Annotated in this window: 13 protein-coding genes; 11 read left to right on the top strand and 2 right to left on the bottom strand. The window is 65.8% G+C overall.

Going from position 1 to position 13,816, the window contains the following annotated elements; all coding sequences use genetic code 11:
• The first annotated feature begins 88 nt into the window (after positions 1-88).
• Genes Q1K33_RS01510 through Q1K33_RS01500 form a run of 3 tightly spaced genes read left to right on the top strand, consistent with a single transcriptional unit; the run spans position 89 to position 3,053 of the window.
• Entirely contained in the window at positions 89-724 is a 636-nt protein-coding gene (locus Q1K33_RS01510; protein ID WP_300399913.1) for an ImmA/IrrE family metallo-endopeptidase, read from the top strand.
• Positions 721-1,299 carry a hypothetical protein gene (locus tag Q1K33_RS01505; RefSeq protein ID WP_300399912.1) on the top strand — a complete coding sequence of 193 codons (579 nt, stop codon included), beginning with the start codon at positions 721-723 and terminating at the stop codon, positions 1,297-1,299. The genes Q1K33_RS01510 and Q1K33_RS01505 overlap by 4 nt, the downstream gene beginning before the upstream one ends.
• The gene (locus Q1K33_RS01500; protein WP_300399911.1) at positions 1,296-3,053 is read left to right on the top strand and encodes a TraM recognition domain-containing protein; all 1,758 of its coding nucleotides are present in this window, start codon (positions 1,296-1,298) and stop codon (positions 3,051-3,053) included. Before Q1K33_RS01505 ends, Q1K33_RS01500 begins: the two co-directional genes overlap by 4 nt.
• 133 nt (positions 3,054-3,186) lie before the next feature.
• Here the strand turns inward: Q1K33_RS01500 and Q1K33_RS01495 are convergent, their stop codons facing one another.
• Both Q1K33_RS01495 and Q1K33_RS01490 read right to left on the bottom strand, forming a co-directional pair.
• A complete protein-coding gene (locus tag Q1K33_RS01495; protein ID WP_300399910.1) occupies positions 3,187-4,134 on the bottom strand; it encodes a hypothetical protein in 948 nt (315 codons plus the stop codon).
• A gap of 92 nt (positions 4,135-4,226) precedes the next feature.
• On the bottom strand, positions 4,227-7,628 hold the full coding sequence (locus tag Q1K33_RS01490; RefSeq protein ID WP_300399909.1) for a hypothetical protein: 3,402 nt from the start codon (positions 7,626-7,628) through the stop codon (positions 4,227-4,229).
• 247 nt (positions 7,629-7,875) lie between these two features.
• Here Q1K33_RS01490 and Q1K33_RS01485 point away from each other — a divergent pair, with 247 nt between their 5' ends.
• The 8 genes from Q1K33_RS01485 (at position 7,876) to Q1K33_RS01450 (ending at position 13,755) form a co-directional block, all read left to right on the top strand.
• Positions 7,876-8,313, top strand: a complete 438-nt coding sequence (locus Q1K33_RS01485; protein ID WP_300399908.1) for a single-stranded DNA-binding protein — start codon at positions 7,876-7,878, stop codon at positions 8,311-8,313.
• A gap of 2 nt (positions 8,314-8,315) precedes the next feature.
• Positions 8,316-8,945: a hypothetical protein gene (locus Q1K33_RS01480; RefSeq protein WP_300399907.1), complete on the top strand. Its 630-nt coding sequence runs from the start codon at positions 8,316-8,318 to the stop codon at positions 8,943-8,945.
• A gap of 127 nt (positions 8,946-9,072) precedes the next feature.
• Complete coding sequence (locus Q1K33_RS01475; RefSeq protein ID WP_300399906.1) at positions 9,073-9,393, top strand: hypothetical protein; 321 nt, start codon at positions 9,073-9,075, stop codon at positions 9,391-9,393.
• Entirely contained in the window at positions 9,393-10,676 is a 1,284-nt protein-coding gene (locus Q1K33_RS01470; protein ID WP_300399905.1) for a hypothetical protein, read from the top strand. The genes Q1K33_RS01475 and Q1K33_RS01470 overlap by 1 nt, the downstream gene beginning before the upstream one ends.
• Positions 10,660-10,896: a helix-turn-helix domain-containing protein gene (locus tag Q1K33_RS01465; protein WP_300399904.1), complete on the top strand. Its 237-nt coding sequence runs from the start codon at positions 10,660-10,662 to the stop codon at positions 10,894-10,896. The genes Q1K33_RS01470 and Q1K33_RS01465 overlap by 17 nt, the downstream gene beginning before the upstream one ends.
• The gene (locus Q1K33_RS01460) at positions 10,883-12,067 is read left to right on the top strand and encodes a site-specific integrase (RefSeq protein WP_300399903.1); all 1,185 of its coding nucleotides are present in this window, start codon (positions 10,883-10,885) and stop codon (positions 12,065-12,067) included. Before Q1K33_RS01465 ends, Q1K33_RS01460 begins: the two co-directional genes overlap by 14 nt.
• Before the next feature lie 64 nt (positions 12,068-12,131).
• Positions 12,132-12,788: a type IV toxin-antitoxin system AbiEi family antitoxin domain-containing protein gene (locus tag Q1K33_RS01455; protein ID WP_300399902.1), complete on the top strand. Its 657-nt coding sequence runs from the start codon at positions 12,132-12,134 to the stop codon at positions 12,786-12,788.
• Positions 12,781-13,755, top strand: a complete 975-nt coding sequence (locus Q1K33_RS01450; RefSeq protein ID WP_300399901.1) for a nucleotidyl transferase AbiEii/AbiGii toxin family protein — start codon at positions 12,781-12,783, stop codon at positions 13,753-13,755. The genes Q1K33_RS01455 and Q1K33_RS01450 overlap by 8 nt, the downstream gene beginning before the upstream one ends.
• The last annotated feature ends 61 nt before the right edge of the window (positions 13,756-13,816 follow it).

The following is a 13,816-nucleotide window of genomic DNA, read 5'->3' as shown; positions in this document are numbered from 1 at the left end:
GCGGCGCCTGGGCCGCGGCGAACGACCCCAACCCGGCGAGACAACCCGCACCAAGCTGGTCGGGCTGCGGCCGGCGTACGTGTGGGACGTGACCCAGACCGACGGTGACCCGGTCCCCGAACCACCGGCACCCACCTTGCTGTCCGGGCAAGCACCATTGGGGCTCTGGGAGGGACTCGCCGCCCAAGTCGAAGCCCACGGGTTCACCCTCAAGCAGGTTCCCGACGCCGACGCGATCGGTGGCGCGAACGGCATCACCGACTTCTCCACCCACGAGGTCTGCGTCCGCAGCGACATGGACGAAGCAGCCCAGGTCAAGACACTCGCCCACGAACTCGGCCACGTCATGCTCCACTCCCCCGAAGCTCGCAGCGGCGACGAAACCGCCACTCGAGACGCGGTGCTGCACCGCGGCATCGCCGAAGTCGAAGCCGAGTCCGTAGCCCTGATGATCGGTGCTGCCCACGGCCTCGACACCAGCGCCTACACAATCCCGTATGTGTCGAGCTGGGCCAGCAGCGTTCCCGGCAGCGAACCGGTCGAGGTCATCCAGTCCACCGCCGAACGGGTCCGCACCACCGCCGTCCGCGTCCTCGACCAACTCGACACCGCACAGGTCGGCAATGGCGATCCCCCGGGGCTCGACCGCACCGCTACCGCTAGCCGAGCTGCGCCCGAGCGCCACCAGCAGCAGGTTGCCGAACCGCAGGTGGTCGGACTATGAGTCTCCTGAACCCGGCCACCGCCTACCGCCGCTCCACGTCGCGGCCACGGATCCCCGTCGTCCTGCCGCTGGTCCGTGTCACTGTTGACGACACCGGATCCTTGAGCGTCACCATCGATGACGAACCGCTCTCCGATGAAACCTCGGCGTTCACGCGCGGCGAACTCCGGCCACTCCTGGACCGCATCGCCAACGAACGCGGATCAGCGCTACGCGTCGAAATCCACGAACCCGACGGCAAGGTCTTCACCGACTTCCACACCCCGTCGCCGACCGCTGCGCCGAAGCCCACGTCGGAGCCGGTCAGCCACAAACGCAGTGCCCGCGACGAAAGGCCGATAGTGAGCGTGCGGGCAGGCGCTCTGACCGGAGGAGGCTTCCAACCCGGCGAGGAAGTCGTGGTCGCGATCGTGGTTCACCGTGCCACCAGCAACTCCGACGGCACGCTCGACCTGCACCTTCCAGTGGCGCTACTCGACCGGACCGCCGGAGACGTCGTGCTCGTCGGCGAACAGTCCGGGGCCACCAGACCGAACCAGGACGATGCCCAGACATCGGGACGTGAGGCCTCGTGAACACCGCTGGACGTCCGGTCGACGACACCCTCGTCAACCTCGCACTCATCGCCATCGGAGTCGCCAGCGCGGTTGCAGCGCTCCTGCGCGGCGCCGCAGCACTCACCGCTTGGGCGAGCCGAACTGAACAGCCCACCGCCGGCTGGGCTGCAGGTTTCCGAGTGCTCGGCGACCCCGCCGACCCAGGCAGCGTTCTCGGAGCCAACATCTCACCCTGGGTCTACTGGCCCGTCCTCTCCGTACTCGTCGCCGCTCTGCTCACGACCGGGTTCGTGGTCTGGCGAAAGGTCGACTCGCTACACCACAAGACCCAGCACGACCCGCGTCGACTGGTAGGTGTCGCGACCCGCACAGACGTCGCCACCGTGGCATCCAAGAAGGCGCTACTCGCACGGAGCAAGACCCTGCGACCCAGCCTCACCAACGCCCGAGCCAGCGACGTCGGCTACCTGCTCGGACGATCCCGCGGCATGGAGGTCTGGGCCTCGGTCGAGGACTCGATCCTGCTCCTCGGACCACCGCGCTCAGGCAAGGGCCTGCACGTCGTCATCAACGCCATCCTCGACGCCCCTGGCGCAGTCGTGACCACCGCAACCCGACCCGACAACATCGCCGCAACCATCACCGCCCGCCAGAAGGTCGGGCCCGTCGCAGTGTTCGACCCGCAACGGCTCGCCGCAGGACTTCCCTCCGGGCTGCGCTGGTCCCCCGTACGGGGATGCGAAGACCCACTAACCGCGATGATCCGCGCCACCGGCCTCGCCTCCGCCACCGGGCTGTCGGCCGGTGGCGTCGAATCCGGCGGCTTCTGGGAAGGCAAGACCCGCACTGCCCTGCAATCTCTGCTCCATGCTGCGGCGCTCGACCACCGCACCCCGGCCGAACTATTCGCCTGGACCCTGTCCCCATCATCGGCCAGCGACGCCGTCGCGATCCTCGCCTCCCACCCAAGCGCGGCGGCCGGCTGGGGCGAATCACTCGAATCGATGATCCACTCAGACGCCCGAACGCGGGACTCCATCTGGATGGGTGTCTCCCTCGCCCTGTCCTGCCTCGCCGATCCCCGCGTCCTCGACGCGGTCACCCCACGCCTCGGCGAGCATTTCGACCCCGTCGAGTTCCTCACCGGCAACGGCACCCTCTACCTACTCGCAACCGGAGCTGGCGCTGGCGCCTCCTGGTCCCTGGTTGTGGCATTCATCGAAGACCTCGTCGAAACCGCCCGCCGTCTCGCAGCCGCATCTGCCGGAGCCCGCCTCGACCCGCCCCTGCTGCTGGCGCTCGATGAGATCGGCAACCTGTCCCCGCTTCCGTCTCTGCCTGTTCTCATGGCCGAAGGTGGTGGCACCGGCATCACCACCATGCCCGTCCTCCAGTCCCTCTCCCAAGCACGCGACAAGTGGGGCGACCACGCAGCCGGAGCCATCTGGGACGCCTCCATCGCCAAGATCATTCTCGGCGGCACCTCCTCCGCCCGCGACCTTCAAGACCTCTCCGCCCTCATCGGCGAACGCGACGAGAAGACCGACACCATCTCCGTCGGCGACTATGGCTCCCGCTCCCTGCAACGCTCCACCCGCCGCGTAGCGGTTCTGCCACCCGAAGCGATCAGGACACTCCCGTTTGGTACTGCGCTGGTCCTCCTGAGAAGCTCGTCACCACTGGTGACCGATCTCCGGCCCTGGACCGATCGCAGTGATGCTTCACAGATGCGAGCGGATCGTGCGGCGACTGAGAGCGCGCTTGGTCAATGAATCGAGCGGGACGACAAGAACAATCCGACGGAGATCCCTCCAAAAGGCGCGAACCTCAATGGCGTTAGAACAGGACCAGTCGAGGCCGGAACTGGCAACCCCAGCGTGCTGGTGATTCCCTGCCGCGGAACGTTCACACAAAGAAGGTTGGCATCGAATCCTCGATGGTCGTAGTCAGGGCATCGACGACTGTCGTGGGCCAGCCGAAGTAGGACGTCGTGTAGGTCAGGGCGTTGTAAAACGCAGCGAGTGCTGCCCTCGCTTCGTTTTCGGCGGAGCCCAGATCGACCCGAAGATGGGCCACAGGGTGACCAGTCGCTGGGTCTGAAGTCCACTCCCGTCGCTGCCGTGCGGGGTAGAGAGTCGGATGAGTCATGTTGGACAGATACCCGTAGATGCCAGTCGCCGTTCGGCCGTCGATCGTTCCGCCGTAGATCTTGGTCAGTTCATACATCCACTCCACGGCAGCCTCCAGGTTGGGTAGGGACTGCCCGATCAACGTCCGAGGTGAGCCACCCAGGCTCGCAGGCGTCGTGCCGGGAAAGCGTTCGAGAATCTCCGCCTTGAGGGCTTTGTAGTACCTGTTGGCTGAGACGTAACTCGGGTGTGCCTTGTCGCGCATCCGGCCGGCATTCTTCTTCGCTTCTTCCGCGCTCACTAGTTCTTCCAGATAGGCGCGGGCAAGGCGGTTCTCGGGCGAGTCGTCAGTGTCTTCGCCCAGGACCCACACCGCATGTGCGCAGTTCTCAATCGTTGAGCGGATGAGCGCTGGTGCTGAGAAGATGACCTCCCCACTCCCGTAGAGGCTCGCGAGTCCCCCGAGATGACCGCTTGCAGTAAGAAGGTAGGTCTGAACGACCTCAGCGACAAGCCGGTGCCCAGTCTCTCCTCGTGGCGTGGAGACTGCGAGGTCAGGTGATGGGAGCTCGGCCGCCGACTGTGCTGCTGGGGACTCCGGGGCAGGGTTCCAGTGAAAGCGGTCTGCCGAATCAAAGAAGGCATTGCGGCTGGCGACGAACAGGTCCGCGATCTCGCCCAGCCGATCGGCGAGGCCTTCGGGAGTGTGTTGCCAGTACGCCATGCAGGTCAGGTTAAGGGGCAGGGCTGGACGAAACAGGCGAGAGCTCCTCATGGTGAGGTCACCGGCTATGACGGTGGCCCGGACATCGCCTCCTACTGGTATGTGGGGGCCTTGTCGACTAGGAACCACTTTTCCTGCTTCGCCACCGCGAGCAGGGCATTCGATCGCGGCGCGCTCGCAGGAGCGGACGGACCGCGAGCAGGCCGACCTCCCGGCGCCGGCCAGCGTGCCGATCGGCGCGGTGATTGCGGGTCATCGGGATCCGGGGCTCCAACCGTGCCATCACGGGCATCGAGCAGCGCGCGCGCATCCTCGGACCTGGGCGTCGTCCGAACCCTCCGCGGCGCGAGGAACCCCCACGTGCCGAGTCGGAGCGCAGCCGACTGAACGACGGATCGGCGGACGGGAGGTAACGCATCCAGCATGGCTTCCCATTCGGTGAAGATGTTGCTGAGTACCTCGCCCGATGCCATCGCCCACAGGGCGAGCGTCCACTCCGCCTTCGAGAGGTCATCGGTGGTCTGGTTGAGTTGCTGTCGCCACCACTCAGTTGACTTCGCGTTGGCGCGACCTTGCGCAAGCATCGTTGCGGGGTGGCTGTTCGTGCCGAAGGCAGTCGGGCCGGATGTAGTGGTGTGGCCGGATCGGTGTGGTGCCGCGCCGCCGATGATCGCGATCTCCGAGGCTAGCCAGCAGCGTCCGGCCTCGTTGAACAGGAGCGTCGCGGCATTGGCCCAGGGGTAGGTGGTGCCCCGTTCGCCCGCCTTGAAGCGGCGTGCTGCAGCTGCTTTCGCGAACGGCGATCCGCTTCTGCGGAGTGCGGCGATGGCATCCGTCCGTCGACGGTTAGCTGTCTCCTCCTGGCCTGCAAAGCCGACGTGAGAGGTTGTCCTAAAGGCAGAGGGGGAGAAAGCCGCGGCGATCTGTGCTGGCTGCGACCGGATCGAGGTGACGCACGGGCACTCGCCGTCGAGAACTGCTTGCAGAAGAGCCTTCTCTAGAGCGCTGCCTTCCGGTGGGGCGACGCCGGTGTTGAGTAGCAGTTCAGCGCCGCCGTGGGTGAGATCGATGCTCGGGAAATCAAGAGTCAGGCCGGCCGCCACCTCGCATGCCGCACCGAGTTCGAGCCAGGAGCGTTCCGTCGCCGTCCCGACAGCCGTGGTGAGCTGCCCGGCCCACCACTTCCCGAAGGGAGTGCGCAGGGACATCAACTCGCGCAGCACACGCACCCGCTGGCGGTTCTCGGGGTCACCCGGCCTCGCCGCGATCGCCGCGGTCAGCCTCGCCCAGGTCGGGTTGCGATCGAACGACGAAGGTAGGTCTGGCAGTGGACGAATCTCCTTGCGCTCCAGAGCGCTGAGAAGGTGGTCGATGCCCGGATCGCTCAGCAGCAGGTCGATGATCGCGGTGGCTTCGCTCGGGCGACTTGTGAAGACTCCGTCAGTGAGCAGCGTCCAGATGGCGACATGGACATGCTTGCTGGGGTTCTCAGCGAGTTCCTCACGGATACCCGCGGTCAGGGCGTAAATCTCCTTACCGTGGGCGTTGCCGCTGTAAAACCGGGCGGTGTTCAGCCAGTACGGGCGACGCAACAGTTCGCGAAACACGATCGCACTATCGAAGTCGCGGTCGCCCTCTCCAGCGAACTTGTATAGGAACCGAGCGGCGAAGTACTCCCGAAGCGAGACCACTTCGAACTCGTAGACCCCTTCTTCCTTACTTGTGAGCGCCCAAAGGCGGTCGGTGGTTGCCTCAAAGAGCTCGTCGACAACAGACTCTGGCTTCTCGTAGGTTCGCTGGAAGTGGCGCATCGCCGCGTCCAGTTCCTGGCTCGTCATCCGACCGCCGAGCCCCCGCTCTTCGCTGCGAGACTGTAGGTACCAGCCGAGGAAGGGGATGATTTCCATCAAGTCGGTGCGATGCTTCTTCACCGACTGGGGATGCTTGTTGGCCTCACGAGCCAGCAACAGACTCATGTACGAGTCATAGAGTTCAGTGCGCTGCGTCGGCGTCGCCATACCCTGCTGGTGCAGCAGTTCGAGCAGGATCGTCAACTGCATCGGATTGCTGGACAACTCCCCGATGTACGGCTCGGCGCTCTTCTGCTTGAACGTCTTCCGGAGGGTTCGGCCATCTGCGGCCCGGATGCCATGCACCAGACACCACTTGTTGAGGTACTCGTTCCGCTGGCCGGTATCGAGAGGGGCCAGCATCAGCACCTCGAACCGGTCGGGCGACGGTTCCGGGAGCTCACCGGCGCTTGGCCGGGTGGTCACCACGATCTTTGGCGGCACGTGATACGACCGAGCTCGGCTCGTAAAGCTGTCGATGGCCCGAACCACCTTGGCCCGGATCGTCGGGCTGCCGACCTCATCGAGACCGTCGAGCACGATGAGGGAGGGCACGCGCTGAAGCAACGTCTGGACGTCCTCCGCAGTAACAGGCAAGCCACCGCTCGCGTGGCTCAACAGGTCCGCCAAGAAGCACTCGATCGTGCTTTGGGCGGCTGATCGGCTCTTGGTCCGTCTCGGGGTGGTCTCTGACGTCTCGAAGACATCGACACCTCTCGTCCAGACCGCGTAGTCGCTGAGATCGAAACGGATGGGGAATCGAGGTGTCTTGACGCGCGGGAGCGCCTCCTTCCGGTCAGTGCCCTGGACGAACGCAGCCCGATGGGCCTGGCACACGTACTGGCTCAACGTCGACTTTCCTTGCCCCGGTGCTCCCCGGATCAAGGTGAACGGTGTCTTGTCGCGCAGAAGGTAGGCGGCCGCGCCGCCGACGAACGGCTCAACCTGGTGATCGTTCTTGCTGGCAAGCGGGCCGCGGATACGCTCAGCGGTCACGTCAACGAACAGATCCGCGACGCGCTCCCTCTCAATGTCGACTTGGCTAAATTTGACGGTGTCGTCTTCATCCCACTGAGTAGCAGCGACCTTATGTAACAGCTCGCGGAGCCCACTGTCCCGATCGGCCTTGAACCGGCGGTCGATGAGGTAGCTGATCAGATCCCAACCGGCCAGCATGTCAGCGTGCGACCACTTGACCGCGTCGTCGGCATTGTCGACGAGCGAGTCAACTGTCTCCCTCCACATGCACTGCATCTCAACGCCATAGGTTTTGCTCAGGGCCTGAAGCTCCCGATCGAGCGCATCGAACGAGCCTCGTTTGCCGCCCGTGCTTGCAACATTGGTGACCAGGACGTACTGCTTCGCCCCTTCGGCGACGAGCGCCTTGATGTTCTTGTCTTCTGTCTTGATGGCGTTCGTTAACCATGAGACGGACTTTTTCTCGCTGCCGCTGACCGACCACTTGACTTGGTAGATCAAGCTTTCGTCATCCGACCTACGTATGCCGTCGCGTCCTCGGTCCGACTGGCGAACAGGTAGTGGTCGGTAGTCAGGAAATTGCGCGATAAGAAGTGCGTTGACCAAGAGCTGGAAGCCCTGGTCGCCCAGGCGCTCATAGAGATACTTGTGGCGACTCTCGGGCACCGAACTCCTCCTTGTCTGGGCGTCGACCGGGGGTCGCGCCGACCAGAACGCGCTGCGACTCCAAGAAGAGCATGCCTGAGAGTGCCGACAGTTCTGTCCAGCAGGCTCGTGTTTCCTTCTGGCCCGGAAGACATCCGAGCGCATCTGCTGGAACCGTTGAGCGCGTTTCTCGCGTGGGGACTGCACGCGCACCTGACTCCTGAGAGCGATCGCCGATCACGGCGTCGCGTGAGGTCAGGAGTCGATGATGACGATCCCCACCCAGGTGAGCCTGCACGGCTTCATCGCCACCGCACCGGAGCTGACGTACGGCAAGAGCGACGTCGCCAGGTTCCGCGCCCGGGTCGGTGTCGAGCAGTGGCGCAAGGAGCCCGACGGTTCGTTCACCAAGCTCCACCCGCAGTTCTGCGAGATGGTGATGTTCAAGGCTGCGGCCGAGCGCGCCTACGCCCGGTTCCGTGCCGGTGACCAGTTCGTGGCGTCGGGCTACGTCCACGAGTACGAGTTCGACCGCGAGGGCGAAACCGTCCAGCGTGAGGAGTTCGTGGCCCGCCGAATCGGACACGACACCGCCCGCACCCGCTACAGCGTCGAACGCCCCGCTGCTGAACGCGCCGCCAGGCCGGAGTCTGGCAGGGACGCCCAGCGCACGGTCGAGCCGTCCTCGACCGCTGTCGGGATCTGATCATGACCGACGAGACTCCCGAACGGACCGGCGCGGAACCGTCGGTCCTCGATGTGGAACGGCATCCGGTCTTCGACACTTGGCAGAACTTCGGAGCGAACGACACTGCCGACAACGGGACCGAGAAGGAGTGGCCGGGATCGTTCGAGTCGGCGTCGCTGGCTGAGCCCCTGGGGCCGATCAACTGGAACACCCTGACCGCTGATGAGGCCGAGACCGAGTGGCTCGACCTCAACGCGTGGGTGCATTGGCTGCGCGGCACCTACGGCCTCGCGCCGAACGAGGTCCCGCCGATGTGGCACCGCCACGACGAACTCGTCTGGGAACTGTCCGCCCTGCACCTGCACTGGCTGAACTCCTACAGCTCCGACGCCTCCCCCTCGTCACCGCTGGCATGGCATCGCGACTTCGCCGAAACCCGGCACCGGCTGCGGGACTGGGTCGCCGCCTGCGGCACCCGACTGGACCGCGACCGACCCACCCGCCAGACCACCTGGCCCGGCGAACCCGCCGCACTTCCCACTGCCGAAGCCTCGGTCACCGACCGGGACGCCGACTTCGTGCAGTTCGTGATGGAAGACGTCACCGCACGCCGCCAGATCGAAGCCGACCTCGAACGCCACGCCTCCTGACCCTGATCACTCGGTCTGTGGACAACCAGCCGCTGTCCACAGCCCAGCGAAGCAGCCCGTCCCGGAGTCAGTCCTCGGGCCGACGGTGGCGTTGCGCGCACCTGATCTTCAACGAAGGGACACCCTCATGCTTCTCGCTCACGCGGTCACTCTGGCCGAGGCCCGCTCCTACATCGCAGCCCTGGCCGATGAGGCAGCCACGTTCGACGGCTCGGTCGAGTACGAACACGCACTTCTCTACCTCGACCTGATCCACGGCGACGACGTCCCCGCCCTCGACACCCACGGGCTCACCGACGACCGAGCCATCCTGCACGCCGTCGCCGTCAGCGCCGTCAAAGAACTCGCCGACCACGGCGTCGACAAACTCCAGGTCGAACTGCTCCTCGACATGCTCGACGTCGCCCGCGACCGCGACAACCCGAACCCCGAGGCCAGTGGGTTCTGATGTACGGCGACAACACGGCGGCACTGCGCGGTGAACTCGCCACGCTCCTGCAGCTCACCCGTAACAAGCAAGGTCTCGACACGCTCACACCCGAAGATGTCGTCCTGATCGCGTCCTTTCGAACCAGCCTCACCCTGTGGTGCCAGCAAGCCGTCCGAGCGTCGAACCCTGATGGTGACTTCGGCGGAGCGACCCCTCGCAGCCGTGGCCCGGCCGAGGAACTCCGGCACCGACTCGACCAGGCCCGCACCGCATACACCGCTCCCCTCCCGGGCCTGGATCAGCTCACCACGCCACACCCCAATCACGTCGTGGACCTGTGGCGGCGGGCGGCGAAAGCAGCCGCTCTCGGCGAGCACGACTTCCCTGCCGGGCTGGACTACGGCAACCTCACCGAGCACCAGGCCATGACCGTTCTGAAGGACGCCTCCGAGGTCGCCCGCGCACTCACCGGACTCGACCGCCACTACACCGCTGCAGTCCCTGGCTGGGAACCGATCACCGAGGCAGACGGTCTGGGCCGGGCAGCCGTAGTATGCGCCGCCCACGCCGGCTACGACAAACCCGACTACAGCGTCGACCAGCGCGGCTGGCGTCCCCCGGTCCAACTTGTCGACGGACCCGCACTCCCCGGACTCGATGGTGTGCTGCAGGCGCAGAACAACCTGCTCGTCCATCTGCGCCACCAACCCGACGCCTACAGCCTTCGACTCATCTTCGACTCCCAACGAATCGTCAGCCGGGGTGCCGTGGAGCTCTGCTACCAGAGCCCGAACCGCGAGCAGATCGCAGCGAAGTGGGACCACCGACACGAGACCTATCGCCAACTCATCGATCAGTCCCGGAACCTCCGCGGGCTGGTCGGCAACGGCTTCGCAGCAGCCGACGGCGCTCTCGCCGCTGCCCGCATGAACAACCTCTCTCCGGCCGACACCGTCAGCGGCAACCAACTCCGCCAGCTTGATGCGTTGTTCACGCACATCGACCGACGCATCGCTGCGATCACCCGTGCTGGCGCGAACGACCGCAGCTACCTCCTGCGCGTCACCATCCCGCGCATCGACAAGTCCGCCCCGGGCGCGGTCAAGGAACAGCGTGCACGACACGTACCCCTCGACGTCCCCACCAAGGCGCGCCTCCTGGTGACCGTCGACCGGCGACTTCGCGCACCGGAGCCACGCAGGCCTGTATTTCCCACTTCAGCCACAGAACGGGCGGCGTTCGTGCGCTCGGTCAATGGACCCACGCAGGAAGGATCGATCCACCATGAGCGAAGCCTCTGACCACAGCCACGAAGGCATGCACCTCCCCGTCAGCGACAGGTTGATGACCGTCGAGGAGGTCGCAGACTTCCTCGGCGTCCCCGTCGCAACGCTCTATCAGTGGCGCCACAAGGGCACCGGCCCCGTTGCCTTCCGAGTAGGCCGGTTCCTGCGATACGACCCCGGCGACGTCCGGGTCTGGCTTGAAGCCCATGCAGGAGTGAGTCATGGCGTGGGTTGAGCGGCGAGCGCGGACGGGAGCCAAGGGCAAGCGGGTCGTCAATTACCGGGTGCGCTGGCGTGATCCCGATGGTCGAGCACGCGCGAAGACGTTCCCCCGCAAGGTCGATGCCGATCGGTTTGCGGCCGAGATCTCGGCGGACATCGTCCGTGGCCATTACTACGATCCCGACGCCGGCAAGATCAGCTTCAAGGAGTACGCCGTCGGGTGGCTCGCTGCGCAGACGTTCGACGAAGGAACCCACGAGGCCGTCGAACTTCGGCTGCGCTTGCATGCCTATCCGACGCTGGGCCCGAAGTTGCTGGCTGAGGTCAAGCCGTCCACGATCCAGAACTGGCTTCGCGGTCTGTCCGAGCTTGCGCCGACGTATCGCAAGGTGCTCTACGCCAATGTGTCCACGGTGTTCACCGCGGCGGTCGACGACAACCTGATTCAGAAGAACCCGTGCAAGGCTCCATCGGTCCGACGCCCCAAGACCGAACCGCGCAAGATGGTGCCCTGGACGGTCGAGCAGGTCGACGACGTGCGCGAAGCGCTCACCGAGAAGTATCGGCTGGTGGCGCATCTCGGAGCAGGACTCGGACTGCGGCAAGGAGAGATCTTCGGCCTCTCCCCTGACGACATCGACATCGAGAACGCCGAGGTGCGTGTGGTCCGCCAGGTCAAGATCCGCTCCGGCAACAAGCTCCTCTTCGGACTCCCCAAGGGGCGCAAGACCCGCACTGTCCCGCTCCCCGACTCTGTTCTCGAAGCCATCAACGTGCACATGACCAAGTTCCCTCCGCGGGACGTCACCATGGCGTGGGACCGGCTCGACGGCGCCGAGCGTACAGTCTCCCTGCTGCTCACCACCCGCGAACGCGGCGCACTGAATCGCAACTACTTCAACACCCGGATTTGGCGACCCGCGCTGGAGAAGGCGGGCATCGAGTCAAAGCGTGAGAACGGATGCCATGCACTGCGGCACTTCTACGCGAGCACGCTCCTCGACGGCGGGGAATCGATCAAGGCGCTCAGCGAGCACTTGGGCCACAGCGACCCGGGCTTCACCCTGCGCACTTACACCCACCTGCTGCCGACCTCGAACGAGCGGACCCGCAAGACGATCGACGCAGTCTTCGGGCACGACAGCGACGACACTGCGGCAGAGAGCGAAGCGAACGATGACTAGATCGTCCGTCGGCTCCGGGTTGCCACTACAGCATTTGTTCCCCGAAGTGGGTACAATCGATGTCGTGAGTGATTCGACGGTGTCCCGGCTCGGTATCCTGGCCGAACGTCGCTGGGGCATGTTCACCACCGCCCAGGCCGAGGCGGTCGGGGTGTCACGCAAGCAGCTGGTGCGAATGACCGCGAGCGGGGTGCTCGAACGCCTGGCCCAGGGCGTCTACCGGATGGCCGGCACTCCCCCGCAGGATCACGAGAGCGTCTACGCGACTTGGCTGGCGCTGGGCGGCGCGACCTCCCAGCCGACCGAGACCGGCGCACCCGCCCTGGCCGCGGCCGGGGTCACGGCCGCCGTGGTGCACGAGATCGGAGACTTCTTCCTCGACGGCATCGACTTCATCGTCGGCTCCCGCAAGACCACGCGCCTGTCCGACGTACGCCTGCGCATCCGCCCGCTCACTCCCGCCGACACCATCTCCGTCAACGGGCTGCCCACGCTCACGGTCGAACGCACCATCACCGACCTGCTCGACCTCGGCACAGACACCTCTCTGGTCGACGACGCCCTGCGCGAGGCCACCCGGTTCGGCAAGATCACCGATCCGCGGCAGCTGCGGGCCGACCTGGCTGCAGCCCCGGCCCGCCTCCGGGACGATGCAGGCGTCCTGCTCGACTCGCTGAACGAAATCCTGGCTCCCAACGCAGAGGCGGCTCTCCATGGGTGACGCTCAGGGGTATGGCGACTGGCGCGCCGTGGAGCTGGCGATCAAGGACGCCGCGAAGAAGGCCGCGCGCGAAGCCGGTGCCGGCGTCAGCGCGGCCACCGTGGACGCGCAGATCCGCCAAGCCCGCTACGACCGGTTCCTGTCCCGCGTTTTCGCCGAGGGCGAGGCCACCGAGTGGATGCTCAAGGGCGGCCTGAGCATGCTGGCCCGGGTCCCGCGCTCGCGGACCACCAAGGACGTTGATCTCGCAGCACGCGGAGCGGCTGACCTCGACGAGGCCGAACGGCAGCTGTCCGCGCTGGTTGCCGTCGAGCTGAGCGATCACCTGACGTTCCGTCTGACGCGGTCGCTGCCGACCGGCGCAGGTGAGAACCAACCCGGTCTGGCCACGCGCCGTTTCATCTATGCCTGCCTCGACGTCGACACCGGCGCGCAGATCGACACGGTCACCGTGGACGTCGTCGTGGGTCCGGCGCCCATCGGCACACCCGAGTACGTCGAACCGGCCAACCGTATGCACCTCAAGCGTCAGCTCGTCACCCACCCCTACCGGCTGTTCCCGGTCGTGGATCAGATCGCTGACAAGGTCTGCGCGACCATGAGAACCGACTATCCGGGCGGGCGACGCAGCAGCCGGGTCAAGGACCTGGTCGACCTCGTCGTGCTCGCTCAGACCCAGTCGGTAGACCTGGGCGAACTGCGGGTCGCGATCGCTACCAAGCAGGCGCTCAGCGGCATGGCCCCGTTCGCCGCGTTCACCATCCCCGACACCTGGCACCGCACCTACCCGAACACCGCGAAGGGCGTTCCGTCTGCCCAGACCTACACGGCCACGGCGGCTGCAGACCTGGCCGCCCGGTTCGTCGATCCCGCCCTCGCCACCGCGGGTGATTCCGCGATCTGGGACCCCGAGCAGCTCGCTTGGAGCGCGACGGCGAGCGTACCCAAAGCGTACCCAGCGCCCTGACCGACAGCGTTTGCGCAGGTCAGGCCGGGTCAGTCGGTCACTACTACGACATCTAGAGGAC

It is taken from the genome of Nocardioides sp. (genome assembly GCF_029937575.1).
Classification (GTDB): Bacteria; Actinomycetota; Actinomycetes; order Propionibacteriales; family Nocardioidaceae; genus Nocardioides.
This window is presented reverse-complemented; position numbering and strand designations above follow the sequence as displayed.